Below are 26,478 nucleotides of genomic sequence, written 5' to 3' on the forward strand. Positions count from 1 at the left end.
ACAACCTCGTTAGGAGACCGAGATGCTGGACATCGCCGAAGAGCTGCACCGGTGGGTCGAGCAGGGCCGCGACTTCGCCGTCGCCACCGTGGTGGCCGTCGGCGGCAGCGCACCCCGCCAGCCCGGCGCCGCCCTCGCGGTGGACACCGACGGCACGGCGATCGGCTCGGTCTCCGGGGGCTGTGTGGAAGGCGCGGTCTACGAACTGTGCCAACAGGCGCTGGCGGACGGCGAAACTGTCCTTGAACGCTTCGGCTACAGCGACGAGGACGCCTTCGCCGTCGGTCTGACCTGCGGCGGAGTCATCGACATCCTCGTCACACCGGTACGGGCCGGAGACCCCGCCCGACCGGTGATCACCGCCGCCCTCTCGACCGCGACGAGCGGCGGGGCGGCGGCCCTGGCCCGGATCGTCTCGGGCCCGACTCACCTGCGGGGCCGCGCGCTTGTCGTCCACCCCGACGGTTCCTACGACGGCGGGTTCGGCGCCCATCCCGAACTGGACCGTACGGTCGCCGCCGAGGCCGGCGCCTACCTGGACGCCGGCCGTACCGGCACGGTCGAGATCGGCGAGCAGGGCTCCCGCTGCGGGGCCCCGCTCACGGTCCTGGTCGAGTCCTCGGTCCCGCCGCCCCGGATGATCGTCTTCGGCGCGATCGACTTCGCCGCCGCGCTGGTCCGCGTCGGCAAGTTCCTCGGCTACCACGTGACGGTGTGTGACGCCCGCCCCGTCTTCGCCACCCGGCCCCGTTTCCCCGACGCCGACGAGATCGTCGTCGAGTGGCCCCACAAGTACCTCGCCCGCACGGACGTCGACGCGCGCACGGTCCTGTGCGTCCTGACCCACGACGCCAAGTTCGACGTACCCCTGCTCCAGCTCGCGCTGCGCCTCCCGGTGGCGTACGTCGGCGCGATGGGCTCCCGCCGCACCCACCTCGACCGCAACGAACGCCTGCGCGAAGTCGGCGTCACGGAAGTGGAGTTGGCCCGGCTCAGGTCCCCGATCGGGCTCGACCTCGGTGCTCGTACGCCCGAGGAGACGGCCCTGTCGATCGCCGCGGAGATCGTCGCCAACAGGCGTGGCGGCAGCGGCATCTCACTCACCGGGGCGCACACGCCGATCCATCGCGACGCGAGTTCGTCGACGGCGGTGGGGCGGATCGGGTCGGTGGCCTGAGCGGTTCAGCGGGGGCGGACCGAGAAGGCGGTGTCGCCCGCCACGGCCACGAGCGCGTCCTTGACGAGCAGGACGTACGGCGTGGTGTCGTCCGTCGAGTCACCGGTGTTCGCCAGTGCGGACGTACGCCACTCGACGGCTCCGGTGCTCCGGTCCAGGGCCAGCAGTCGGCCGAACTGGTTCGAGAAGTAGAGCCTGTCGAACTTCGCGGAGAACACCGGCGTCGACAGGTTCTCGGTGTCCGTCTCCCGCTGCCAGAGCCGCTTGCCGTCGGCCGCGCGGAAGGCGGTGACCGTGCCGTTCGGCCGGACGAGGTAGATCACGTCCTTGACCAGAGTGGCCGTGCCGCGGGTGCCGGCCGGCAGGGCGATCCGCTCGATCGCGCCGGTGCTCGGGTTCACCCGGTCCAGGGCGGTGTACAGCTGGTCCGGGGAGCTGCCGAAGACCTCCGGCGCCAGCTTCGGCGCCAGGAACAGCACCCGGCCCTTGTCGGCGCCCAACGGCCAAGCCCCCGTGGGGAGTTCGGCGACCTTCCGCTGCGCGCCGGTGGCGGGATCGAGGCGTACCAGGACGAAATCGCCCTGGGAGGGATCGTCCTCGACCGTGCAGAGGGCGTACGGGGCGCCGCCCAGTGCCGTCGGAGTGCAGGAGTTCCCGAGGTTCGACCAGATGGGCGCGCTCCACAGCCGACGGCCCGACGCGTCGTAGGCCACGAACTTCGTCGCGTCCACGTCCATCGCCAGGATCCCGCCGTCGAACAGGACGGGGTCCGTGTCGTCCCTGATCGGGTGGATCCACAGCCGCGTGCCGGTCTTCGCGTCCAGGGCGACCAGGCGCCGGGTGATGAAGGTGTCGTCCGAGTCGGGCTTGACGTAGGTGTAGACGCGCCCGTCCCGGACGCCGATGGGGAGCGAGGTCTCGGGGCTGGTGCCCGACCGCCAGCGGACCCGGCCCGAGGCGGCGTCCAGCGCGGTGACCGTGGCGCCCGTACCGGCGCAGTACACGGTGGTGCTGTCGCCCGCCAGACAGCCGGACTGGGTGTAGTCGAGGGGATCGCCGGTCTGGGAGGTGAGCAGGCTCGCCCGCCATGGCTTCCAGCCGGTGGGCAGCGCCGTGGCGGGGGACGAGGAGGACGAGGACGCGGCGGGCGTCCCCGCGTCCGTGCCGCCGTCCGACAGCCAGTGCAGAGTCGTGAGGCCGAGGGTGGTGGCGGCGAGCGCGGTGGCGAGGGCGATGACGAGTCGCCGGGTTCGGCGCGGGCGTGCGGTTCTCGGGAGGCCCGCCGCCGTGCCGGCCCAGGCTCCGGCGGCGGTCTCGTCCTCGTCCCCGTCCTCGGGCAGGGTCAGCAACATGCCGTGCAGTTCGGCCAGTTGGGGACGGGCCGTCGCGTCCTTGTCGAGGCAGCGCTCGGCGATGCTCCGCAGCGGCTCGGACACACCGTCCAACCGGGGCTGCTCGTGCATGACCTGATAGCCCGTCAGGTACGGGCTGGCGCCGTCGAAGGGGCGGTTGCCGGTGGCCGCGTACACGAGGAGCGAGCCGAGGGAGAAGACGTCGGAGGCGGCCGTGACGTCCCGGGGAGCGGCGAACTGCTCGGGCGACATGAAGGGCGGGGTGCCGATCAGCCGACCGGTCACGGTGAGGGTCTGGTTGTCGGCGGCACGGGAGATGCCGAAGTCGATGACGCGGGGGCCGTCCTCGGCGAGCAGGACGTTGCTGGGCTTCAAGTCCCGGTGGACCACGCCCGCTTGGTGGATGTCACGCAGCGCCTCGACGAGACCCAGGGCGAGTGTGCGCAGGGCCCGGCCGCCCAACGGGCCGTCTTTCTGGACGGCTTCGGCCAGGGTGCGGCCTGGCACGTAGAGGGTGGCCATCCAGGGGAGTTCGGCGTCCGGGTCGGCGTCCACGACGGGGGCGGTGAACGCTCCGCTCACCCGGCGGGCGGCGGCGATCTCCTGCCGGAACCGGGCGCGGAACTCCTCGTCCAGCGCGTACTGCGCGTGCACGACCTTGACGGCGACCTGTCGTCCCGAGGCCGAGCGCCCGAGATACACGACGCCCATCCCGCCGCTGCCGAGCCGGTCGACCAGCGCGTATCCGCCGATCGACTCCGTGTCCCCGGGGCGAAGCGACATCTCGCCGGTCACCTTTCCTGATTCCCGTGCCCGGTAGGGCCGTTCAGAGCCATCACACTTGGGGCCATCACCCTAGGGCGTGCGTTCCGTTCACCGGGCATCGGCCTCGGGGCACCTGGAAATGAGTTGCGGGCCCGGGGTGCCCCCATCTTCCATGGCCCCATGGTGTCCACCGACCGACTTGTCGCCTTCGCGGCGCTGTCCTTCCTGCTGATCATCGTCCCCGGCCCGAGTGTGCTGTTCGTGATCGGGCGGGCGCTGGCCCACGGCCGCCGGGCCGCGCTGACCACCGTGGTGGGCAACACCCTCGGCGCCTATCTGCTCGTCGTGGCGGTCGCGCTCGGCGTCGGTTCGCTGGTGGAACGCTCGGTGCTCGTCTTCACGGCACTGAAGCTCGCCGGCGCCGCCTACCTGGTGTATCTCGGGGTGAAGGCGTGGCGTCAACGCGGGTCGCTGCGGGCCGCGTTCGCGGGGGAGGAGGCGGTCCCGCACAGCGGCCTGCGCACGCTGTGGGAGGGGTTCGCCGTCGGGGTGGCCAACCCCAAGACGATCGTGTTCTTCGCCGCCGTACTGCCCCAGTTCGTGGACCGCGAGCAGGGCCACGTCACCAGCCAGATGCTGCTGCTCGGCCTGGTCTTCAACCTCATCGCCGTGGTCTCCGACAGCGTGTGGGGGCTGGTCGCGTCCACGGCCAGGGACTGGTTCGCGCGCTCACCGCGCCGACTGTCCGCGGTGGGCGGGGTCGGCGGGCTCACGATGATCGGGTTGGGCGTGACGGTCGCGGTGACCGGCCGGAAGGACTGAGACCGTCGGCCGGGTGGACGGGCGTAGGGCTGAGACCGTCCGGCCGGCCGCGCGGACGGAGACCCTCACGACCGTCTCAGCAGCCCGTTCACCGCCCGCCCGAACATCGACCGCGCCGCCCACCGCAGCGGCCGGTCGAAGAGCCGCGGCAGGAAGCGGACCCGTAGCTCCTCCTCCCACACCACGCGGCTACGGCCCCCCGGCCCCGGCCGCACCTCGATCTCGGCCCAGCCCAGGACGACCCGTCCCCGTTTCTCCAACCGGACCAGACCCGGCTCGTCCTCCGTCGGTGGGCGCCACACGGTGACCTCCATCCGGTCGTCGAAGCCGAGCGGGCCGAGTCCGGTGCGGGCCACGAAGACCGTGCCCTCGCGGGTCGGCGGAGGAGTGACCACGGTGACCCTGGTCAGGGGGACGACATCGGCGTGGCGTGGCCACTCCGTCAACCGGCGCCACGCCTCCTCAAGGGGAAGCGGAGCCGTGCGTTCGAGACGGAAGTTGACCATGTATGGATCGTAGAGAACGCTTCTTGATCGGCGATACTTTCATCGACGGCTCACACCCATGGCCTAGCGGTTCATAGGTACGGAGACGTACACCGGACAGCCGCCCCGAGTTTCCCCGCGTCCCGGCCGGAGCGGGCGCCTCCCCCCTACGCTTTGTCCCATGGGCGGGCATCCCGCCTGCCCGCAGGGGGAGTTGGTCGTCATGCCACTGAAGGCCTACGGCGTACTGATCACGCGCGCGGTGGACACGAGGCGCGAGGGTGCCGCCGGTACACCGCACTACCAGATCCATCTCACGGACGACGCGGGCACGCACTTCCGCGCCGCGGTCAACGTCCTGTCCGCCGAGCAGCCCTCCGAGCTGCTCTATCTCGTCAACGAGGACTTCCAACACCCGGTCACCGCACGCCTGGAGGGCCTCCCGAGCGGCTGGAACACCCTGCTGCCCGGACCCGGCGGCCCGAACCTCGACTTCGTGCGCGGCAACCTCTTCGACCCGGCGCAGCTCCGCACCCTCCCGCCGGACGCGAGCGGTCCCGACAACGACCTCGCCGACCTCCTCGACCACTACGTACGACGCGCGGTGGACGACCCGGACGCCCGGCTGTACGTCTTCGGCGAGCGCTTCGGCCCCGAACCGACCGTCAAGGACAAGGTGTTCGGCTTCCTGCCGGGCAACGGAGTCCACGACATCCACATGAACCAGGGCAACAGCCGCCGTTTCAGCGGCGACGACGGGGTCTGGCAGGACGGCGGCCTCCTCATCCACTTCCCGGCACAGTCCCGCTGGGTCGGTATCTTCCTCGCCTTCCAGAGCCAGTCCTGGCACACCGACGACACCACCGGCCACACCCTGGAGGGCACCGACGGCTCGCGTCCCGACCCCGGCAGCCAGCCCGTCCGCGTCGTCGCCGCCCTGGTCAACCCGCGCGGCCCGGCGCCCGAGCCGGAGAGCGTCACGCTCCTCAACGCCTCGCCCGATCCGCTCGATCCGACCGGCTGGCGGGTCCGGGACCGGCTCGGCCACTCCTGCGCGGTACCGTCCGGCCCCCTCGCCGCGGGCGCCACCCTGCTCGTCCCGCTCACCGACGGCGTCCAACTGGGCAACCAGGGCGGCGAGATCACCCTCCTCGACGCGAACGGCCTCAAGGTCCACGGCGTTTCGTACACCGCGGACCAGGCCGCACGGGAGGGCTGGACGGTCGTCTTCTGACCAACTGGGCTGCTCTGCCCGGAAGTTCCCTACCGCACCCGCACACCCCTACGGCACGATGAGCGCGACCCGCATCGCACCGCACCGCATCACGTCATCGGCCGGAGGGTGTCCCGTGGACCGCGAACTGCACGCCAGGCTCGACGACCTGCAGCGCGACCCGTACCCGGCCTACACCCGGGCACGGCGGACCGAGGGCCTCACCCACCTCGCCGAACTCGACGCCTGGCTCGTCTCCCGGGACGCCGACGTACGCGAAGTCCTGCGCAGTCCCGAGGACTTCTCCTCGGCGACGGCCCTACGGCCGGACGTGCTGCCGGCGCCCGCCGCGCTCGCCGTCCTCGGTGGCGGGTTCGGCGGACGGCCCGTCGTCGTCACCGCGGACGGCGAGCGGCACCAGCAGTTGCGCGCGCCGATCGTCCGCGGCCTCTCGCCGTCCCGGGTCGCGGCCGTCCTGCCGTACGCCGCCGAGCGCGTCGCGGCGCTGGTCGACGCGTTCACCAAGGACAGGCACGTCGAGCTGATGTCGGCGTACGCCAGGCGGCTGCCCGGTGAGGTCGTCGGCAGGATCGTCGGTCTGGACCCCGCCGACGTACCCGGAGTCGTCCACGGGGGCCACCGCGCCGAGGAGTTGCTCTTCCGCCCGCTGGAGGAGGACGAGCAGATCGCCGCGGCCGAGGACGTCGTCGCGATGCAGCGCACCCTCGACCGGTACGTACAGGAGCGGCACGCACACCCCCGCCAGGACCTCGGTACGGAACTGATCGCCTCGGTGGCCGAGGAGGAGGACGGCGACCTGACCCTGGAGCACCGGCACCAACTCGTCGCCCATCTCCAGAACTTGCTCATCGCCGGTCACCTCACCACCACCGCACTCATCGGCACGACCGTCCTGCATCTCCTCCGGCACCCGGACCAGTGGGAGCTGCTGTGCGCCGAGCCCGACCGCATCCCCGCGGCGATCGAGGAGGCCGCCCGCTACGACACCGCGCTGCAGGGCTTCCGCAGGGTCACCACCCGGCCGGTCGTCCTCGCCGGTACCGAACTCCCCGCCGGCGCAACGCTGTTCGTCGCCTTCGGTGCGGCCAACCGGGACGAGAGGCGGCATGCGCGCGCCGACACGTTCGACATGACCCGCACCCCGAGCCGCCACCTCGCCTTCGGCTTCGGCGTGCACAGCTGCCCCGGCTCCCAGCTTGCCCGCGAACAACTCCGCCTCACGTTGGAGGAGTTGACGACCCGTCTGCCCGGTCTACGGCTGGCGGAGGACCGCCCGGTCACCATGCGGCCGACGATGATCCACCGCTCCCCGTACGCCCTGCACCTGGTCTGGTGACTCAGGGCCGGTACACCTTCCCCGGTTCCGCCTTTCCGGGCGCGAGGAGCTGCGGCACGGTCACGAACACGTACCCACGCTCCTTCAGCGCGTCGATGATGCCGGGGACGGCGGGCACGGTCCCCTTGTACAGGTCGTGCAGCAGGATGATGCCGTCCCGGGAGGCCTGGGCGAGGACACGCTTGGTGATGAGCGCGGAGTCGGTGGTCGCGTAGTCCTTGGCGGTGACGCTCCACAGCACCTCCGAGAGGCCCAACTCCCGGCAGATCTTGTGCACTTCGTCGTCGGTGCGGCCCTGCGGCGGGCGCATCAGCGTGGGCCGCTTGCCGGTGATCCGCTCTATCGCGTCGTCCGTGCGGACCAGTTCGTCGCGTATCTGCGCGGGGGTTATTCGGGTCAGGATCTTGTGGTCCCAGGTGTGGCTCGCCACCTCGTGACCCTCGGCGGCCATGCGCTCGACCAGCTCCGGGTACTTCTCGATGTGCCGCTTGCCGAGCAGGAAGAAGGTCGCCGGGACCTGCTTCTCCTTCAGGATGTCGAGCAACCGCGCCGAGTTCTCGCTGGGCCCGGCGTCGAAGGTCAGCGCGATGCACTTCGCCTCACGGCAGTCGACCGTCCCGAAACCCGCCCTCGCGGTGGCCGACGCGGCCTCGGCCCGGGCGGCGGCCGGCGCGGTCGTATCGAGCTTGGTGCACCCGCTCGACGCCAGACCCAGCACGGCAACCGCCACAAACATGCCGACGGCACGCAACCCGGCCCGTGGTCTTTCCCTCTTCTTACGCAGAGCGCTCAGTGATGGCATGCCGAGACTATACACAGCGAGTATATACGGTGTGTATAGTCGGAGAAGTTGCGGCAGTCCGGTTAGGTACAGCGCCCCATCAGGGGTGCGGGGCTGTATCGATATGCGGCTCCGCCGCGTGGCGCGACCGGCCCCCAACCGGCCCGCAGCCAGGGAACCGCAGATCCAGCGGAGCGTTCAGCGGCCCTGGCCTCCCAGCTCCCGCCCGAGCCGCAGATTCCACCGCCCGGCCCGTCCACTGAGGTCGGTCGCAGTCAGCGGCGGCACGTCAAGCCGCCAGAACGCGGGCCCAGGCGCGTCGAGGACCGTGACCGCGACGGCCCGCACGAACTCCTGCTCAACGATCGCAAGCGTCCCGCCCTCCAGCCCGCCCGCCACGTCCAGCCACCCCGCCGCCCGCTCGCGCAGCGCCCGCACCGACTCCCCGCCATGAGGCACCGCGTCCGGGTCCGTCAGCCAGGCCATCACCGCGTCCGGCTCCCGAGCCATCACCTCGTCGAGGGTCAGCCCCCGCCAGCGCCCCATGTCCAGCCCCGCCAACTCCGGCTCCGCCACGGCCGAGAGGCCCAGCGCGGACGCCGTCTCGCGGCACCGCACGGTGGGCGAGACCAGCACCCGGTCGACCGAGCGGAGCGAACCAGCGACGGACGCGGCGCGAGCCGTACCGCTCGGGTCGAGCGGGCTGCCGTCGTCGAACCGGGTCTCCCGCAGGGACCGGTTCATCGCCGGCGAGATCAAGGTGATGCGGCTGGTCACTTCGGCGCTCCAGTTCTGCGGGCTGTGCGGGATCTGCTGGCTGTGCGGGTCATCGTCTCCCACGCACCTCACGGCGGGGGCGGCCGGGAGGGTGTCCCCCCGGCCGCCCCACCACCATCGGGTCAGGACCCGGCCAGCTCCTCACGAACCGTGCGAGCCGCGGCGACCAGGTTCTCCAGGGACGCGCGGGTCTCGGGCCAGCCGCGGGTCTTCAGACCGCAGTCCGGGTTGACCCACAGCCGCTCCGCCGGGATGGCCTCAAGTCCCTTGCGCAGCAAGGCCGCTGCCTCGGCCGTGCTCGGCACGCGCGGGGAGTGGATGTCGTAGACACCCGGTCCCGCCTCGCGCGGATAACCGTGCTCGGCGAGTTCCCGCGCGACCTGCATGTGCGAGCGGGCCGCCTCCAGGCTGATGACGTCCGCGTCGAGGTCGTCGATGGCCCGCACGATGTCGCCGAACTCGGCGTAGCACATGTGGGTGTGGACCTGCGTCTCCGGACGGACGCCGGCGGTGGTCAGCCGGAACGCCTCCGTGGCCCAGGCGAGATACGCCCCCCGGTCCGCCGCGCGCAGCGGGAGGGTCTCGCGCAGGGCGGGTTCGTCGACCTGGATGACCGAAGTCCCGGCCGTCTCAAGGTCGTTGACCTCGTCGCGCAGGGCGAGTGCGACCTGCCGGGCGGTGTCGCCGAGCGGCTGGTCGTCGCGGACGAAGGACCAGGCGAGCATGGTGACCGGCCCGGTGAGCATGCCCTTGACCGGGCGCGAGGTGAGCGACTGGGCGTACGTCGTCCAGCGGACCGTCATCGGTTCGGGGCGGGAGATGTCGCCGGCCAGGATCGGCGGGCGGACGTAACGGGTGCCGTACGACTGGACCCAGCCGTGCTGCGTGGCGAGGTAGCCCGTCAGCTGCTCGGCGAAGTACTGGACCATGTCGTTGCGTTCGGGCTCGCCGTGCACGAGGACGTCGAGGCCGGTCTTCTCCTGGTAGGAGATGACCTCGCCGATCTCCGCCTTGATGCGCTCCTCGTAACCGGCCGTGTCGATCCGCCGCGCCCTCAAGTCGGCCCGCGCGGTGCGTAGTTCGGCGGTCTGCGGGAACGAACCGATCGTGGTCGTCGGCAGCGGCGGCAGCCCGAGATGCGCGCGCTGCGACGCGGTCCGCTCGGCGTACGGCCGGGAGCGGCGGGCGTCGGTGTCCGTGACCGCGGCGGCCCGGGTCCGCACGGCGGGATCGCGGGTGAGTGCCGAACCGGCGCGGGAGGCCAAGTCGGCCCGGTTGGCGGCGAGTTCGGCGGCGATCGTGTCGGTGCCCTGGGCCAGGCCCTTGGCGAGCGTGACGATCTCGCCGGTCTTCTGCCGCGCGAACGCGAGCCAGCGCAGGATCTGCGGCTCGATGTCCCGCTCGGCGGCTGCGTCGAGCGGCACGTGCAGCAGCGAGCAGGAGGCGGCCACATCGACCCGGTCGGCGAGACCGAGCAACGTGCCCAGTGTGGCAAGGGACTTGGTGAGGTCGTTGACCCAGACGTTACGGCCGTTGACCACACCGGCGACCAGCCGCTTGCCGGGCAGTCCGCCGACGGCGGCGAGGGCGTCCAGGTTGGCGGCGGCGGACTCGGTGAAGTCGAGCGCGAGGCCCTCCACGGGCGCCTTCGCGAGGACCGGCAACGCGTCGCCGAGCCGGTCGAAGTAGGAGGCGACGAGCAGCTTCGGCCGGTCGGTGAGGGCGCCGAGGTCGCGGTAGGCGCGGGTGGTGGCGCTCAGTTCGGCCGGGGTGCGGTCCTGGACCAGGGCGGGCTCGTCGAGCTGCACCCACTCCGCGCCCGCCGCACGGAGGTCGGCGAGGACCTCGGCGTACACGGGCAGCAGCCGGTCCAGGAGGGTCAGCGGATCGAAGTCCGTGGGCACGCCGGGTGCGGGCTTGGCGAGCAGGAGGTAGGTGACCGGGCCGACGAGCACCGGGCGGGCGGTCAGGCCCAGGGCGAGGGCCTCCTTCAACTCCGCCACCTGCTTGGTGGAGTCGGTGGTGAAGACGGTGTCCGGGCCCAACTCGGGCACCAGATAGTGGTAGTTGGTGTCGAACCACTTCGTCATCTCCAGCGGCGCCACGTCCTGCGTGCCGCGCGCCATCGCGAAGTACCCGTCCAGCGCGTCGAGTTCGACGGCGGCGCGGTGGCGTTCGGGGATCGCGCCGACCATGACGGTGGTGTCGAGGACGTGGTCGTAGTACGAGAAGTCGCCGGTCGGGACCTCGTGGATGCCGGCGTCCGTCAGTTGCCGCCAGTTGGTGCGGCGCAGTTCGGCGGCGGTGGTGCGGAGGGTGTCGGCGTCGACGCGGGCCTTCCAGTAGCCCTCGATGGCCTTCTTGAGTTCCCGGCCCCTGCCCTGGCGGGGGTAGCCGTAGACGGTTGCCCGTGCTGCCGCGGCTGCGGACTTCGGTGTCACGGAAATCTCCTTCGCGAGATATCTCCCTGGATCCCGGTGTCGGGACGTGAGCGCGAAGGAACGCCAGATCGGAGGGTTGTTGTGTCCGCCGATGTGTACGCCGACCCGCCCACGAGGTCACCGGGATTCCGCGCGCGAATGCTTCGCGTGCGGGCAGGTGGCAGGTCTTCGGACTTGCGGGCACGGCCTCCTGCGAACCGGAGGACACCTACTGGCCGTCGCTTCCCAGGTCCTGTTGCGGGGCCCAGTGCGTATGACGGCGGTCGTTCCCGCTTACCGCTGCGGGGCAGTCCCGGAATTTCACCGGGTTCCCTCTTGCGACGCGTTCCGTCTGGCTGACGGGGCGAACCAGCTGCGCGGCCAGCCTAAAGGGTCTGGGGTGGATGCGTCGATTTTTTGGGTGCCGGCCGGGGGCTGGTCGCGCTCACGTGGCGGAGCCGCACATCGATACAGCCCCGCGCCCCTGAAAACAGGTTGGGTCAGTTGGGCGGGATGCCGAAGGCTCGCAGGATCTGTTCTGCCGCCAGGGTTGCTGTCAACTCGCCCTCGCGAACCTGGCGTTCCAGGTCCGGGGCGAGAGCGCGCACCGTCGGGTCGGCGTGCAGACGGCCCAGGAGTTCGTCTCGGACCATCGTCCAGGTCCAATCCACCTGCTGCTCGCGGCGCTTCGCGGCCAGGCGGCCCGTGGAGTCCAGCAGCGAACGGTGTTGTTCCAGGCGCTCCCAGACCGTGTCCAGGCCCGTGCCCTCGCGTGCGCTGCAGCTCAGTACCGGTGGGGTCCAGGCCGCGTCGGCGGGATGCATCAGCCTTAGCGCGCCCGCCAGTTCACGTGCCGCGCTCTTCGCGTCGCGCTCGTGCGGGCCGTCCGCCTTGTTGACGGCGATGACGTCCGCCAGCTCCAGGACGCCCTTCTTGATGCCCTGTAGTTGGTCGCCGGTGCGGGCCAGGGTCAGCAACAGGAAGGAGTCGACCATGTTCGCGACCGCCGTTTCCGACTGGCCCACGCCTACCGTCTCCACGAGGACGACGTCGTAGCCCGCCGCTTCCATCACCACGATCGACTCGCGGGTCGCCTTCGCGACGCCGCCGAGGGTGCCGGCGGTGGGGGAGGGGCGGACGAAGGCCGCCGGGTCCACGGCCAGGCGTTCCATGCGGGTCTTGTCGCCGAGGATCGAGCCGCCCGTGCGGGTCGACGACGGGTCCACGGCCAGCACCGCGACCCGGAAGCCCTGCGAGGTCAGCAGCGTGCCGAAGGCGTCGATGAACGTCGACTTGCCGACGCCCGGTACGCCGCTGATGCCGATCCGGCGGGCCTGGCCGCTGTGCGGGAGCAGTTCGGTCAGCAACTCCTGGGCCATGACCCGGTGTTGGGGCTTGGTCGACTCGACGAGGGTGATGGCACGGGCCACCAGGGCCCGCTTGCCGTCGAGCACGCCCTTCACATAGGTGTCGACCTCGATCACAGGGTGTGCCCGAGGTCGGCGGCCAGGCGTCGCACCAGGTCGTGGGCCGCGTCCGGGATCACCGTCCCGGGCGGGAACACGGCCGCCGCGCCCATCTCCAGGAGGGTGGGGACGTCCTGCGGCGGGATGACTCCGCCGACCACGATCATGATGTCCTCGCGGCCCTCTTCGGCGAGCGATTCCTTCAACGCCGGTACGAGGGTGAGGTGTCCGGCGGCGAGCGAGGAGACCCCGACGATGTGCACGTCCGCCTCGACGGCCTGGCGGGCCACCTCGCCCGGGGTCTGGAACAGCGGGCCGACGTCGACGTCGAAGCCGAGGTCGGCGAAGGCGGTGGCGATCACCTTCTGGCCGCGGTCGTGGCCGTCCTGGCCCATCTTGGCGACCAGGATGCGGGGGCGGCGGCCCTCGGCCTCCTCGAACGCGGCCACGAGGGTCCGGGTGCGTTCTACGGACGGGGAGTCGCCGGCTTCGGTGCGGTACACACCGGCGATCGTACGGATCTGGCTCGCGTGCCGCCCGTACACCTTCTCCAGCGCGTCGGAGATCTCGCCGACCGTCGCCTTCGCGCGGGCCGCGTCCACCGCCAGCTCCAGGAGGTTGCCCTCACCGCCCGCTGCCCGGGTCAGGGCGTGCAGGGCGTCCTGGGTGGCCTGTTCGTCGCGCTCGGCGCGCAACCGCCGTAGTTTCTGGATCTGTTGGGTGCGTACGGAGGAGTTGTCGACCTTGAGGACGTCGATCTCCTCGTCGGTCTCCACGCGGTACTTGTTGACGCCGATGACCGGCTGGCGGCCGGAGTCGATGCGGGCCTGGGTGCGGGCCGCGGCCTCCTCGATGCGGAGCTTCGGGATGCCCGCGTCGATGGCCTTGGCCATGCCGCCCGCCGCCTCGACCTCCTCGATGTGCTGCCAGGCCCGGCGCGCGAGGTCGTAGGTCAGCTTCTCGACGTACGCGCTGCCGCCCCACGGGTCGATGACCCGGGTCGTGCCGGACTCCTGCTGGATGAGGAGCTGGGTGTTGCGGGCGATGCGCGCCGAGAAGTCGGTCGGGAGGGCGAGGGCCTCGTCCAGGGCGTTGGTGTGCAGCGACTGGGTGTGTCCCTGTGTTGCCGCCATGGCTTCTACGCAGGTGCGCGTGACGTTGTTGAAGACGTCCTGCGCGGTCAGCGACCAGCCCGATGTCTGTGAATGGGTGCGCAGGGAGAGGGACTTGGCGTTCTGCGGGTCGAACTGCTTGACCAGCTTGGCCCACAGGAGGCGGGCCGCGCGCATCTTGGCGATCTCCATGAAGAAGTTCATGCCGATCGCCCAGAAGAAGGACAGCCGGGGCGCGAACGTGTCCACGTCCATCCCGGCCTCCCGGCCCGCCCGGATGTACTCGACGCCGTCGGCGAGGGTGTACGCCAGCTCCAAGTCGGCTGTCGCGCCCGCCTCTTGGATGTGGTAGCCGGAGATGGAGATGGAGTTGTAGCGGGGCATCCGCTGCGAGGTGTAGGCGAAGATGTCGGAGATGATCCGCATCGACGGCTTCGGCGGATAGATGTAGGTGTTGCGGACCATGAACTCTTTGAGGATGTCGTTCTGGATGGTCCCGGCCAACTTCTCGGGCGGTACGCCCTGTTCCTCCGCCGCCACGATGTAGAGGGCCAGTACGGGCAGCACCGCGCCGTTCATCGTCATCGACACGGTCATCTTGTCGAGCGGGATGCCGTCGAAGAGCTGGCGCATGTCGTAGATCGAGTCGATCGCCACGCCCGCCATGCCGACGTCACCGGTCACGCGCGGGTGGTCGCTGTCGTAACCCCGGTGCGTGGGCAGGTCGAAGGCGACCGACAGGCCCTTCTGGCCGGCCGCCAGGTTGCGCCGGTAGAAGGCGTTGGACTCCTCGGCCGTGGAGAAACCCGCGTACTGGCGGATCGTCCAGGGCTGGTTGACGTACATCGTCGGGTACGGGCCGCGCAGATACGGCGCGATGCCCGGGTAGGTGGCCAGGAAGTCCAGGCCCTCCAAGTCCTGCCCCGTGTACAGGGGTTTGACGGCGATGCCCTCCGGGGTCTCCCAGAGGAGGTCGTCGCCGCCCGCCGCCTTCTTCACGGCGTCACGCCACTCGTCGGTACCGGCTTCGACGGCCGGGGCCCCCAGCTCGATCCCGGAGAAGTCGGGGATGCGCCCCATCGCTGCCATCAGGACACTCCCATGCGGTCGAGGGTGGCGGAGAGTACGGCTACGGCGTCACAGCCCGCGAAGACGTAGGCGTCGACACCGGAGTACTGCCCGGGGCGGCCCGCGAGGAACACGTGCCCGGCACCGGCCGACCTCAACTCCCCGGCGACCGAGGCCGCTTGCTCCTCGTACAGCGCGTCGCTGGAGCACAGGCAGGCCTCGGTGGCCCCGCTGTCCGCGAACTCGCCCCCGGTGACGGGCTCGATGCCGCCCGCCTGGAACAGGTTCGACGCGAAGGAGAGCCGGGCGGTGTGCGCGGCGGCCGGGCCGAGCGCGGCCAGGAAGATCCGCGGCCGGGAGCCGGTCGCCGCGAGGTGGGCGTCGGAGCGGGCGCGCAGGGCCTCGTAGGCCTCGTCGCGCCGTACGCGCGGCAGGCCGCCGGACGGGGCCGTGAGGGCGGGGGCGCGCTCCGGGAGGCGTTCGGCGAGGTTCGGGAACTCGCTGACGCCGGTGATGGGTTCGCGGCGTTTGGCGAGCTTCGCGCTGCGGGCCGCCCAGGTCGTGGCGAGGTCCTCGCGGAGGCTGCCCGAGCTCAATACGGCTGCCTGGCCGCCCTGTTGCTCGATGTGCTGGAAGAACTCCCAGCCCGCGTGGGCGAGTTCGTCCGTGAGGCGCTCCACGTACCAGGAGCCGCCCGCCGGGTCGATCACCCGGGACAGATGCGACTCCTCGACCAGGATCGTCGAGGTGTTGCGGGCGATCCGGCGCGCGAACGCGTCCGGCAGGCCCAGCGCGTGGTCGAAGGGCAGCACGGTGACGGACTCGGCGCCGCCCACCCCGGCGGCCAGCGTCGCGACCGTCGTGCGCAGCATGTTCACCCACGGGTCGCGGCGGGACATCATCACCGGCGAGGTCACCGCGTGCTGCACCTGCCCGCCCGGCGCCCCGCACACCTCGGCCACGCGTGCCCAGAGCCTGCGCGCGGCGCGCAACTTGGCGATGGTGAGGAACTGGTCGGCGGTCGCCGCGTACCTGAACTCCAGCTGTCCTACGGCCTGTTCGACGCTCAGGCCCGCGTCGGTCAGCTCGCGCAGATAAGCGACACCGGTCGCCAGCGAGGCGCCCAGCTCCTGCGCCGCCGAACCGCCGGCCCCGTGGTACGGCAGCGCGTCCACGGTCAGCGCGCGCAGCCCCGGGTACTCCTCGGCGCAGCGCCGGGCGAGCGCGGCGACGGGGGCGAAGGGGAAGCCCTCGTTCCCGGTGCGGGCCGCGAAGCCCAGCGGGTCGGCGCCGAGGGTGCCGCGGGCGGCTTCGGGTGCGACGCCCCGCTCCTCGTACAGCCGTAGCAACTCGGTTGCCGCGGGCTCGACTTCGCTTCCCGCGTCGAGGGCTACGGGCGCCAGGTCGAGATAGACGCCGTCGAGGGTGGCGCCGAGCGACGCGACCGGGATGCCGCGCTCGCCCGTGACCAGCCACAGCGAGGTGACGCCGTTCTCCAGGTCACCGAGGACCGCGGAGTTGTCGGCGGTCGTGTGCTGCTGGCGTACGTCCCAGCCGCCGAGCGTGTTGCCCTCGGCGCGGCCGCCCCGGACGAAGGGGGTGAAACCGGGGAGGCCGGGTTCGGGCGCGGAGTCGTCCGCTGTGTATAGGGGACGGGCACGGAGTCCGTCCTCCAGCGAGGTGGACAGGGCGTCTTCCGCTGCGGCGCCCGAGACTTCCTTGCCCGACTTGCGCAGTACGCCTTCGACCAGGCGTTGCCACTGCTCATGCGTCGCGTCAGGGAACTCGGCGGCCAGCGAGAGCCCGTCGTCGGGCAGGACCGTCATGCTCGGATGCTAGGGCAAATGTGCAGGTGAGCAGCAGAGGACGTGGCTGTGACCTTAACCTCTCCGCGCGGTCTAGACCAGTTCCCCGGCTCCGTCCCGCCCTCCCGGTCAGGGGCTACAGCCCGATGTCCCGGCGGTTCATGTCGTCCAGCGACTCGCGGCGGACGAGGACGCGTGCGATGCCGTCGGCCACCGCGACGACCGGCGGGCGGCCGACGAGGTTGTAACCGGATGCCATGGACAGGTGGTACGCGCCGGCCGCCGGTACGGCGAGGAGGTCGCCGGGGCGTACGTCGCCGGGGAGCGCGACCTCGTCCGCGAGGATGTCGCCCGCCTCGCAGTGCCGGCCCACGACGGTGACCAGGCGGGGCGGCGCGGTCGCGGGGCGGCCGATGAGCCGGGGTGCGTAGCGCACGCCGTAGAGCGCGGGCCTGGGGTTGTCGCTCATGCCGCCGTCGACCGCGACGAACGTGCGGTCGCCGGTGCGCTTCACGGCGAGGACGCGGTACACGGCCACCCCGGCGGGGCCGACGATCGCCCGGCCCGGTTCGAGGGTGAGCCGGGGTATCGGCAGGCCCGCGCGGGCGCAGCCGTCCTCCAGCTCCGCGCGGACCCGGCCGGCGAGGACCGGGATGTCGAGGCGTTCCTCGCCGGGGCGGTAGGCGATGGCATGCCCGCCGCCGATGTCCAACTGCGGGAGCGTGACGCCGTGTTGGTCGCGGATGCGGGCCAACAGCCCGACCATGCGCCGGACGGCGGCCACGTACGGCTTCGTGGTGGCGATCTGCGAGCCGATGTGGCAGTGCAGGCCCACGAGTTCGAGGTGCGGCTGGTCGAGGATGCGGGTCACCGCGTGCTGCGCGGAGCCGTCTGTGATCGACAGGCCGAACTTCTGGTCGTCGGTGCCGGTGCGCACCTTGACGTGGGCGCCGGCCGCCACGCCGGGCACCACCCGCACCATCACCTTCTGGCGGCTGTCGGCGGGCGTGATCGCGGCCAGCCGGGCGATCTCCGAGGTGCTGTCGACGACGATCCGGCCGACCCCGAGGCGGAGCGCGGTGCGCAGGTCCTCCGGGCTCTTGGCGTTGCCGTGCAGCACGATCCGCTCCGGCGGGAAACCGGTGGTGACGGCCAGCGCGAGCTCACCGGCCGAGCAGACGTCGAGGCCGAGCCCCTCCTCCTGTACCCAGTGGGCCATCGCCCGGCACAGGAACGCCTTCGCCGCGTAGACGACATCGGCGTCCGGGAACGCCGTGCGGTACGTACGGCAGCGGTCGCGGACCTCCTGTTCGTCGAGGACGTAGACAGGAGTGCCGAACCGGTCGGCGGCCTCGGCGAGCGAGACACCGCCGACGGTGAGGTCGCCGGTGGGGGAGGGACGGGTGGAGCCGGGCCAGACGGAGAGGTCGTGGCTGTCGGCGACCGGGACAACGGGGGCGTCCAGGATGGACATGGGTGGGTCTCCTCAGCCGATCAGCAGGTTCAGGCACGCGACCACGGCGGCGGCGCCGGTCACGCGCAGGGCACCGACGTGCTGGGGATGCCGGCGGCGCCAGGAGTTCGCCCGCTCCCGCTCGGCGGCCGCCGTACGGTCGGTGGCGGGGGCGGAGAACTGCGGGTCGACGGTGAGCGCGGTGACGCCCAGCGGTGCGGCGAGGGCGCGCAGCGCGGGTTCGGAGAGCCTGATGCTGGCCTGCCCGGCCCCCAGGGTCGCGGCGAGCCGCGCCGCCGAGGTGAAACCGACCGCCGTACGGCCGCCCAGCGGGGTGCGGAAGAACCGGGCCGTGCAGCCCGCGGGTCCCGGCCGGACGGGGACGAACAGCAGCCCGGCCGGGACGGGTTCGGCGGGCTCGGGGTCCTCGGCGGCGGGGTCCGCGGGGGTCTTCTCGGCGGGTTCGACTGGAGACATCGTGCGGCTCCTCGTAACAAGGCGACGTGCGTGGCCGGATCGGTCTGACCTGGCGCTTCCTCGAAGCTATGCCCGCCGGGAGGGGGTACGGGTGCCTCGCTGACGGATGCTTGACGGCTAGCGGCACAGCCATAACGCGGTGCTGACGGAGGCGCGGCCGGCCGGTCAGCCCCCGCCCTCCGTCAGCTCCCGCGCGTCCACCGCCCGCCCCAGTGAGATACGGCGGTGCAGGGCGGCCAGCTCGCTCTCCAGGGGCGACGGCGGCACCGTCAGGACCGGGCACGCGGCGTGGGTGACGCAGTAGCGGGCGACGGACGGGAACAAGCCGCGGAGCGGTCCGCGCGGGCCCGCGCCGATGACCAGGAGGTCGTCCGGGCGGTCGGCGGTCTCCACGAGGGCGCGGCCCGCCGTACCCCGGACGACCAGGCACTGGAAGGGGACCCCGGGGCCCGTCTCGCCGAAGGCCGCGTCGAGAACGGCGAGGAGCCGGTCGGCGGCGTCGCGTCGGAGGTGGGACAGCGGGGGCGCCAACATCGAGCGCCCATGGGCGAGTTCACCGCCGGGCGGCTCCCAGGCGAGGACGGCCAGCAGCTCGGCGCCGGTGCGGCGGGCCTCCCGCACCGCCCCGTGCAGCGCCGCCAGGCTGCCCGGCGAACCGCTCACTCCGACCACGGCACGTGCCCGTCCGTCACTGCTCATCGTCGCTCACTCCTCGGCGTACACAGGCGTCTGCGTGTCCCATCGAAGGGCCGAAGAGAGCGGACGTGTCGCCGTGTTGGCGCTCGTCTGACGCCGAGACGTCGATTCTTGACGCGCCCGTGACGCGCTGCCGACGGTGGCCGGAAATGGTGCCTCGATCCGCGCCCGGCCGCCCGCCCGTGTCAACGAAGGGGCGGTCCCTGGCAAAGCGCGGGGCAAGAATCGCTCCCGGCGCCCGCCCCTCGGTCCGCAATGACCGTCTGGCAACGCACTGTTCACTCGGGGGCCGCCGGGAAGCGCCAATGTGCGGACGTTGTCAGCTCAACTGCTCGCCAGGGAGGGCATCATGACCGCACAGACAGAGACACCGGACGAGTCGACGCAGTCGTCCGAGGGGGTCAGCCGGCGTCACGCGCTGGGTCTCCTCGGTACGGCCGGCGCCGGCGCGGCCGTCACCCCCTTGCTGGGAGCAGGCACGGCGCAGGCCGCCCCGCTCGCCGCCCCGGCCCTTCACCTCACCGCGGACTCCTCCGGTGCGACCCCGGTCCAGGGCCTGCACCTCACCTTCGGCGCGGACCCGCGCACCCAGATGAACGTCTCGTGGATCACCGACAAACCGGTGAACAGACCTGTCGTGCGCTACGGCACGCTGGAGCACGGCTTCGGCTCCAGCGCCAAGGCCCGCACCGTCACCTACGTCGACGGCACCTCCAGCCGCACCGTCTACGTCCACCACGCCGCGCTGAACCGGCTCACTCCGGACACCGACTACCTCTACCTCGCCACCCACGACGGGGCGACCCCCGACAGCGGTACCTTCCGTACCGCGCCGCGCGGACGCAAGCCGCTCACCTTCACCAGCTTCGGCGACCAGTCCGCCCCGCAGGTCACCTGGGCGGCCAACGGCACGGTCGGCCTCGACGCGAACTCCACCCCCGCGACGAAGGACATCGTCACCGGCATCGAGCAGGTCGCCCCGCTCTTCCACCTCCTCAACGGCGACCTCTGCTACGCAAACCTGGACGTCGACCGGGTGCGCACCTGGAACAACTTCTTCACCAACAACACCCGTTCGGCCCGCTTCCGCCCCTGGATGCCGGCGGCCGGCAACCACGAGATCGAGAAGGCCAACGGCCCGATCGGACTCGGCGCCTACCAGACCTACTTCGCCCTCCCGTCCACCGAGACCGACGCCGAACTCGCGGGCCTCTACTACGCGTTCACGGCCGGCTCGGTCCGGGTCATCGTGCTGCAGAACGACGACAACTGCCTCCAGGACGGCGGCGACGTCTACATCAGCGGCTACTCCGGCGGACGCCAACTCGCCTTCCTGGAGAAGGAGTTGAAGGCGGCCCGGGCCTCGCGCGACACCGACTGGATCGTCGTCGCCATGCACCAGGTCATGGTCAGCTCCACCGACGCGAACGGTGCCGACCTCGGCCTGCGCCAGAAGTACGGCCCCCTCTTCGACCGGTACGGCGTCGACCTGGTGCTGTGCGGCCACGAGCACAACTACGAGCGCTCGCTTGCCGTCCGCGGAGTCGTCAGCGGCACCGAGACGCTGACCCCCAACCCGGTCTCCACGGCCACCGACAACATCGACACCGGCCTCGGCACCGTGCACATGATCCTCGGCGGCGGCGGAGTCTCGGGCACCACCAACCAGAGCTTCTTCAAGGACGGCACCGGCAAGGTCATCACGTCCGTCTCGGCGACCCCCGGCTCCAACGGCAAGCGCACCTCCACCTACACCAAGGAGGAGGCGGTCTGGATCGGCGTCCGGGACACCGAACACCCCTACGGCTTCGCCGCGTTCACCGTCGACCCCGGCGCGCACCCCGGCGACACCACCCGTATGCACGTGACCTACTACAACGTGAACAAGCCGAACGGCGACCTGTCGGTGTTCGAGAACTTCACGCTCCACCGCAAGCGCTCCGACGGCCACCGCTGACTCCTAGTCGGAGCTGTCCTGGTCCTCGTCCGGCAACCAGTGCAGGGCGAACCAGAGTTCCATCCGCACGCCGGGGGCCTGCAGGTCCACATCGAGCAGTTCGGCGATCCGTGCCAGACGATGCCGCACGGTGTTCCGGTGGACGTGCAGGGCCGCCGCCGTACGGTCCCAACTGCCGTGCAGGGTAAGCCAGGTCCGCAGGGTGTCGAGGAGGACAAAGGCGCCCGGAGACGCGGCTCCGTCGAGCGGGGCGAAGCGGGTGCGGGCCAACTCCCGGGCTTCGGCGGACGGGACGATCCCGTGGACGGTGAGCGGGTCCCTGGTGTCGACGGCGGCGGGCACCTGCGCCGCGATCGCGCGTTGCAGGGCCCGCCCGGCCCGCACATCGGCGTGCGCCAGGTCCGCGGCGGGCGCGGGTGTGCTGAACCCGAGGACCCAGCCCAAGTCGGCTGCCTGCGCGGGCACGTCGGGACGGGCGTCCGGCGCACCGGCGACCAGGGCCTTCAGCTCGGAGCCGTCGATGTACAGGTAGGGCGTGCCCAACGCCGTGCCCAGGGTGGCGAGTTGGGCCGGATCGTCGCCCTGGGCGGAGCGCGGGGACGTGTGCCGGCCGTGGACCACGACCCAGTGTCCGGCGTCCTCCGTCGTGCCGGCGGGCGCGAGCGAGGCCGCCACGTCGGCCGGGGTGGCCCCCAGCATCAGCCGTACCAACGCGCCCGCGCTGTGCGTGTCGGTGCCCAGGGCGTGCCGGGGGCTGGTGAGCAGGGCCAGCAACACCGCCGCCGTACCGGTGACTTGGCGGTGGACCAGGGTCGGGGCGGTCGTGGCGGCCTGGCCGAGGGCGAGCGCCGTCGCGGTGCCGTCCGCACCGGGCAGGGTGTGCACGGTCAGATGGGTGCCGCCCTGGTGATCGGCGGCCGCGGCCGGAACGGACCGGCCGGCGGCGCCTGTTCGGACCCGGGCGATCGTGCGCACGGCGAGATCGCGAACCCGCCCGGGTGTCGGCGGCGCGGGCCGGGGACCGGCGCTGAACAGCTCGTGGCCCCGCGCGTCGTGCAGGACCGCCCAGGCGCCGGTGTGCCCGCTGAGCTGGGTGAGCACGGCCCGGAGCGCGTCCGGCCGGGCGGCGGCCGCGGTCAGCGCCGACTGGGCCCGGGAGATCTCGCGCAGCTCACGGTTGCGGACCTCGGCGATCGCCGCGTAGGTGGCCTGCCCGACCGCCACGAACGGGGTGGCCGGCGGCAGCCGTAGCAACGGCAGTCCGTGGCGGTCGCAGGCGGCGACCAGTTCGGGCGGCACCTCGTCGTGCACGGGGACGACACCGAAGCCGAGCGCGGTCACCCCGGCCGCGACGACCCGCCGTACATACGTGTCGACGCCCTCGGCGTCGAGCGGCAGCCGCACGCCCGCCGTGAGGAGCAGTTCGCCGCCCACCAGGTACGGCGACGGGTCCTCGATCTCCGTGGTGCCGACCGTGCTGACCCGGTGCTCCCCGACCGGCCCGGCGACCTGGCGCAGGGCGAGGGCGGGGTCGGCGAGCAGCACGCTCAGCGGCACGGACGGCTGGTCGGACTCGGTCATGAGGGGACATCCTCCCGGCCCGGCGGTGTCCTGCGGGACTGTCGGAATCATCCAATGGACGACTCCATAGTGGACAGAGCCGCCACTTCGACGCCAGCGCGAACGCCGATAACGTCATCCCACTCCCAGGGCACCACCCCTCGAATCCGGAGGTCTCCGATGACCGTCGACTACTTCGTCATGGCCGCTTACCTGCTGGGCATCATCGGCGTGGGCTGGTGGGGCAGGAAACGCGCCGCCTCCAAGAGCGACTTCCTGGTCGCCGGACGGCGCCTCGGCCCGCTCATGTACACCGGCACGATGGCCGCCGTCGTCCTCGGCGGCGCCTCCACCATCGGCGGCGTACGGCTGGGCTACACCTACGGCATCTCCGGCGCCGCCATGGTCTTCGCGATCGGCCTCGGACTGCTGGCCCTGTCGGTCTTCTTCTCGGCCCGCATCGCCCGCCTCAAGGTCTACACCGTCGCCGAGATGCTCTCCCTGCGCTACGGCGACACCGCTGCCGTGATCGCCGGCGTGGTGATGTGGATCTATACGCTGATGCTGGTGGTGACCTCGACGATCGCGTACGCCAGTGTCTTCGACGTCCTGTTCGACGTGCCGCGCTGGGTCGCGGTGGTCATCGGCGGCACGATCGTCGTCGGCTACTCGGCGCTCGGCGGCATGTGGTCCATCACCCTCACCGACATGGTGCAGTTCGTGGTCAAGAGCCTCGGTGTGCTCGCCCTGCTGCTGCCCATCGCTGTGGTCAGGGCGGGCGGCTTCGCCGAGATGGCGGACAGGCTCCCGGACGGCTACTTCTCCCCGACCTCCATCGGCGGCCAGACCATCGTCACCTTCGTCCTGATCTACACCTTCGGCATGCTCATCGGACAGGACATCTGGCAGCGGGTGTTCACCGCCCGCTCCGACAAAGTCGCCTCCTGGGGCGGCACGGTCGCCGGCGTCTACTGCCTGGTCTACGCCCTCGCAGGCGCCGTCATCGGCATGGCCACCAAGTCCCTCTACCCCCAACTCGCCAGCGCCGACGACGCGTTCGCGACGATCGTCCGGCACGCCCTGCCGACCGGTGTCCGGGGCCTGGTGCTGGCCGCCGCGCTCTCCGCGATGATGTCGACGGCGAGCGGCGCCCTGATCGCCTCGGCGACCGTCGCCAACAACGACATCTGGGCACGGCTGCGCCATCGCACCGACGCGCGGGACGGTGACGGGATCGGCTCCAACCGGCTCGCGATCGTCGTCCTCGGCGTCGCGGCCATGGGCGTAGCCTGCGCCCTCGGCGACGTCATCGAAGCCCTCACCGTCGCCTACAACCTGCTGGTGGGCGGCCTGTTGGTGCCCATCCTCGGCGGCCTCGTCTGGAAGCGCGGCAACCTCCCCGGCGCCATGGCCTCGATGATCGCGGGCGGCACCACGGTGATCGTCCTCATGGTGACCGACGGCCTGCTCGCCAACGAGCCGATCTACTACGGCCTGTTGGCGGGCCTGGTCGCCTACGTCGCCGTCAGCCTCCTCACCAAGCCGACCGAAGAGGCCGTGGTTCAGGCCTGGCACCGCCGCCTGGCAGGCGAACAGGCCGTCGCCGCGCCGGAGTTGAGCGTGGTCTGACCCGCTGGTCCGGTAGCGCCCACCCGCACCCGCACGTGCCGTATCTCATCGAAGGGTCCCCATGTACGCCACCACTGTCTCCTCGGAAGAACTCCGGCTGCGCCGCGAACTCGCCGCGGTCTACCGGCTTGTGGCGCACTTCCGGATGACCGACCTGATCTTCACGCACATCTCGGTCCGCCTTCCGGGCCCCGAACACCACTTCCTGATCAACCCGTACGGCCTTCTCTTCGAGGAGATCACCGCGTCGAACCTCGTCAGGATCGACCTGTCCGGCCGGGCCGTCGAGGACTCCCCGCACCCGGTCAACCCGGCCGGCTTCGTCATCCACAGCGCCGTCCACGCGGCCCGCCCCGACGCTCAGTGCGTCCTGCACACCCACACCAGGGCGGGCTGCGCGGTCGCCGCCCAGGAACACGGCCTGCTCCCGCTCAACCAGATCTCCATGGAGTTCTACGGCAGGCTCGGCTACCACGACTACGAAGGCGTCGCCCTCAACCTCGCCGAACAGCGGCGCCTGGTCGCCGACCTGGGCCGCCACCCCGCGATGATCCTCCGCAACCACGGCCTGCTCACCGTGGGAGAGACCCCCGCCCAGGCGTTCCTGCGCATGTACTACCTGGACAAGGCCTGCGAGATCCAGACCGCGGCGACCGCGGCGGGCACCCCGCTGGTCGTCCCCAGCCCCGACGTCTGCGAACTGACCGCCCGTCAACTCGCCGGCGAGGACGGCAGTTCGGACCTCCAGGACGACAAGGCGTACGAGTTCGCGTGGGCGGCGCTGCTCCGGCTCGTGGAGCGCGTCGCCCCCGACTACCAGGACTGAGGGTCAGCCCGTCGCGGCGGCCTTCTCTCCGGTCGGGGCCACGGCGTGCCAGGCGCCGTCCTTGCCCTGGCCGTTCGCCTGGCCGGCCGCCGTGTCGCCGATGTACCGGTACAACGGCCAGCCAGCGAGGGTGAGTTGCGGCTCGCCGTCGCGGTGGACCGTGCCGAGGAGGCTCCGCCCCACTCCCGACGTCTGTACGGACTCCGGCACGATCACCGGTATCCACGTCTTGACGCACGCGCCCTTGCACGTCCACTTGGAGGGGTTCGACTCGTCCTTGTCGTAGCGGTAGAGAGTCATCCCGTTGGTGTCGGTGACCACGGTGCCCACCCCCTCGACCGTCCTGGCCGACACGGTGAACGCCGTGGCCGTGGCACCCGGCGTCGAGGCGACCGGCGCGGGGCTCGTGGGAGCCGACGCGGCCACCGTGTCCGCGCCGCCGGAACCAGCGCTGTCCGAGGAATTGCACGCCCCCAGCAACAGCGTGGAGGCGAGGCCTGCGACGAGGCTCAGGACAATGCGTCGCGGGATCAAGGAGGTGCCCTTCGTCGGGAGTCGTACGTACTGCCTGTTCGCCCTCCCCATACGGCTGCCGACCCCGCCCCTCTCAGCCGGGCACCGCACATGACGCACTCTTGACCACCCACGCCCCGGAACGGGGTGTAACCCGGATCACAGCCCCGAAGTGCAGCGCAGTACGGGGTCCACGGCCTTTCTCTCTGTGTAAGGGGCTCGCCCGCGACGGGGACGGTGGACGGTACGGATGGAACAGAGTCGGGCCGACGGGTTCGACGGGTTCGTGGCAGCACGCTGGTCGGCGTTGTTCCATCTGGCCTGTCTGCTCGTGGGAGGCGATCGGCACCGCGCCGAGGACCTCCTCCAGGAGGCCATGGTCAAGCTCTGGTTCGCCTGGCCGAGAATCGCGGAGGAGGCACCGGAGCCGTACGTCCGCAGGATCCTGGCGCGGGCGGCGGCCCGTTCCGCGCGGCGGCGCTGGTGGGGTGAGCGCCCGGTCGAGCAGCTGCCCGACCGCGCCGAGGCCGGGGACGTGTCCGCCGTAGTGGCGGAGCGTTCGCGGCTGGAGGCGGCGCTGGCCCAACTGCCGCCCGCGCAACGGGCCGCCGTGGTCCTGCGCTACTACCAGGACCTGCCCGACCGGCAGGTCGCCGAAGTGCTGGGGTGTCCGGTCGGCACCGCCCGGTCCCATGCGTCACGGGGCGTGGCGCGGCTGCGCCGGATCCTCGGCGATGTCATCGAACCGGTGGGATGAGGGGGAGTTG

The 26,478-nt window shown here is 71.5% G+C and carries 21 protein-coding genes and 1 riboswitch; of the genes, 8 read left to right on the plus strand and 13 right to left on the minus strand.

Annotated elements, in window-relative coordinates; all coding sequences use genetic code 11:
* Window positions 1-22 precede the first annotated feature (22 nt).
* Window positions 23-1,177 carry an XdhC family protein gene (locus OG496_RS42895; RefSeq protein WP_405974706.1) on the plus strand — a complete coding sequence of 385 codons (1,155 nt, stop codon included), beginning with the start codon at window positions 23-25 and terminating at the stop codon, window positions 1,175-1,177.
* A 5-nt stretch (window positions 1,178-1,182) separates the two neighbouring features.
* On the opposite strand, the gene OG496_RS42900 is transcribed toward OG496_RS42895, so the two are convergent.
* A complete protein-coding gene (locus OG496_RS42900) occupies window positions 1,183-3,312 on the minus strand; it encodes a protein kinase domain-containing protein (RefSeq protein ID WP_405974707.1) in 2,130 nt (709 codons plus the stop codon).
* A gap of 162 nt (window positions 3,313-3,474) precedes the next feature.
* Here OG496_RS42900 and OG496_RS42905 point away from each other — a divergent pair, with 162 nt between their 5' ends.
* Window positions 3,475-4,116, plus strand: coding sequence for a LysE family translocator (locus OG496_RS42905; RefSeq protein ID WP_366498124.1), 642 nt, complete (start codon window positions 3,475-3,477; stop codon window positions 4,114-4,116).
* A 65-nt stretch (window positions 4,117-4,181) separates the two neighbouring features.
* On the opposite strand, the gene OG496_RS42910 is transcribed toward OG496_RS42905, so the two are convergent.
* Window positions 4,182-4,622, minus strand: coding sequence for an SRPBCC family protein (locus OG496_RS42910; protein WP_405974708.1), 441 nt, complete (start codon window positions 4,620-4,622; stop codon window positions 4,182-4,184).
* A gap of 202 nt (window positions 4,623-4,824) precedes the next feature.
* On the opposite strand from OG496_RS42910, the gene OG496_RS42915 reads away from it, so the two are divergent.
* The gene (locus tag OG496_RS42915; RefSeq protein ID WP_405976817.1) at window positions 4,825-5,835 is read left to right on the plus strand and encodes a DUF2278 family protein; all 1,011 of its coding nucleotides are present in this window, start codon (window positions 4,825-4,827) and stop codon (window positions 5,833-5,835) included.
* A gap of 115 nt (window positions 5,836-5,950) precedes the next feature.
* Entirely contained in the window at window positions 5,951-7,171 is a 1,221-nt protein-coding gene (locus OG496_RS42920) for a cytochrome P450 (RefSeq protein ID WP_405976818.1), read from the plus strand.
* A 1-nt stretch (window position 7,172) separates the two neighbouring features.
* Here OG496_RS42920 and OG496_RS42925 read toward each other — a convergent pair whose 3' ends face one another.
* The 9 genes from OG496_RS42925 to OG496_RS42965 form a co-directional block, all read right to left on the minus strand.
* Complete coding sequence (locus OG496_RS42925; RefSeq protein ID WP_405976819.1) at window positions 7,173-7,907, minus strand: polysaccharide deacetylase family protein; 735 nt, start codon at window positions 7,905-7,907, stop codon at window positions 7,173-7,175.
* Window positions 7,908-8,150: 243 nt separating this feature from the next.
* Complete coding sequence (locus OG496_RS42930) at window positions 8,151-8,729, minus strand: histidine phosphatase family protein (RefSeq protein ID WP_405976820.1); 579 nt, start codon at window positions 8,727-8,729, stop codon at window positions 8,151-8,153.
* 122 nt (window positions 8,730-8,851) lie between these two features.
* Window positions 8,852-11,170 (minus strand): 5-methyltetrahydropteroyltriglutamate--homocysteine S-methyltransferase, encoded by a 2,319-nt coding sequence (metE, locus tag OG496_RS42935; protein ID WP_405974709.1) that lies wholly within the window; start codon window positions 11,168-11,170, stop codon window positions 8,852-8,854.
* 141 nt (window positions 11,171-11,311) lie between these two features.
* Window positions 11,312-11,538, minus strand: a riboswitch (cobalamin riboswitch).
* A 111-nt stretch (window positions 11,539-11,649) separates the two neighbouring features.
* Complete coding sequence (gene meaB, locus OG496_RS42940; protein WP_366498121.1) at window positions 11,650-12,633, minus strand: methylmalonyl Co-A mutase-associated GTPase MeaB; 984 nt, start codon at window positions 12,631-12,633, stop codon at window positions 11,650-11,652.
* The gene (scpA, locus tag OG496_RS42945) at window positions 12,630-14,816 is read right to left on the minus strand and encodes a methylmalonyl-CoA mutase (RefSeq protein ID WP_405974710.1); all 2,187 of its coding nucleotides are present in this window, start codon (window positions 14,814-14,816) and stop codon (window positions 12,630-12,632) included. Before scpA ends, meaB begins: the two co-directional genes overlap by 4 nt.
* Window positions 14,816-16,621 (minus strand): methylmalonyl-CoA mutase family protein, encoded by a 1,806-nt coding sequence (locus tag OG496_RS42950; protein ID WP_405974711.1) that lies wholly within the window; start codon window positions 16,619-16,621, stop codon window positions 14,816-14,818. The genes scpA and OG496_RS42950 overlap by 1 nt, the downstream gene beginning before the upstream one ends.
* A 115-nt stretch (window positions 16,622-16,736) precedes the next feature.
* Window positions 16,737-18,074 carry a diaminopimelate decarboxylase gene (lysA, locus tag OG496_RS42955; RefSeq protein WP_405974712.1) on the minus strand — a complete coding sequence of 446 codons (1,338 nt, stop codon included), beginning with the start codon at window positions 18,072-18,074 and terminating at the stop codon, window positions 16,737-16,739.
* A 12-nt stretch (window positions 18,075-18,086) separates the two neighbouring features.
* Window positions 18,087-18,530, minus strand: coding sequence for an SAV_915 family protein (locus OG496_RS42960; protein WP_405974713.1), 444 nt, complete (start codon window positions 18,528-18,530; stop codon window positions 18,087-18,089).
* Window positions 18,531-18,695: 165 nt separating this feature from the next.
* Window positions 18,696-19,229: a universal stress protein gene (locus OG496_RS42965; protein ID WP_405974714.1), complete on the minus strand. Its 534-nt coding sequence runs from the start codon at window positions 19,227-19,229 to the stop codon at window positions 18,696-18,698.
* Between the two features lie 346 nt (window positions 19,230-19,575).
* On the opposite strand from OG496_RS42965, the gene OG496_RS42970 reads away from it, so the two are divergent.
* Window positions 19,576-21,183 carry a metallophosphoesterase family protein gene (locus OG496_RS42970; protein ID WP_366498116.1) on the plus strand — a complete coding sequence of 536 codons (1,608 nt, stop codon included), beginning with the start codon at window positions 19,576-19,578 and terminating at the stop codon, window positions 21,181-21,183.
* A 3-nt stretch (window positions 21,184-21,186) separates the two neighbouring features.
* Here OG496_RS42970 and OG496_RS42975 read toward each other — a convergent pair whose 3' ends face one another.
* Window positions 21,187-22,764 carry a PucR family transcriptional regulator gene (locus tag OG496_RS42975; RefSeq protein WP_405974715.1) on the minus strand — a complete coding sequence of 526 codons (1,578 nt, stop codon included), beginning with the start codon at window positions 22,762-22,764 and terminating at the stop codon, window positions 21,187-21,189.
* Window positions 22,765-22,923: 159 nt separating this feature from the next.
* Between OG496_RS42975 and OG496_RS42980 the strand changes: the two genes are divergently transcribed.
* Together OG496_RS42980 and OG496_RS42985 are read left to right on the plus strand one after the other, a co-directional pair.
* Window positions 22,924-24,372 carry a sodium:solute symporter gene (locus tag OG496_RS42980; protein WP_405974716.1) on the plus strand — a complete coding sequence of 483 codons (1,449 nt, stop codon included), beginning with the start codon at window positions 22,924-22,926 and terminating at the stop codon, window positions 24,370-24,372.
* A 61-nt stretch (window positions 24,373-24,433) separates the two neighbouring features.
* Entirely contained in the window at window positions 24,434-25,198 is a 765-nt protein-coding gene (locus OG496_RS42985) for a class II aldolase/adducin family protein (RefSeq protein WP_405974717.1), read from the plus strand.
* A gap of 3 nt (window positions 25,199-25,201) precedes the next feature.
* Here the strand turns inward: OG496_RS42985 and OG496_RS42990 are convergent, their stop codons facing one another.
* A complete protein-coding gene (locus OG496_RS42990; protein WP_366498112.1) occupies window positions 25,202-25,732 on the minus strand; it encodes a hypothetical protein in 531 nt (176 codons plus the stop codon).
* A gap of 229 nt (window positions 25,733-25,961) precedes the next feature.
* On the opposite strand from OG496_RS42990, the gene OG496_RS42995 reads away from it, so the two are divergent.
* A complete protein-coding gene (locus OG496_RS42995; RefSeq protein WP_366498111.1) occupies window positions 25,962-26,468 on the plus strand; it encodes a SigE family RNA polymerase sigma factor in 507 nt (168 codons plus the stop codon).
* The last annotated feature ends 10 nt before the right edge of the window (window positions 26,469-26,478 follow it).

The sequence above is a fragment of the Streptomyces sp. NBC_00988 genome (assembly GCF_045162645.1).
Classification (GTDB): domain Bacteria; phylum Actinomycetota; class Actinomycetes; order Streptomycetales; family Streptomycetaceae; genus Streptomyces.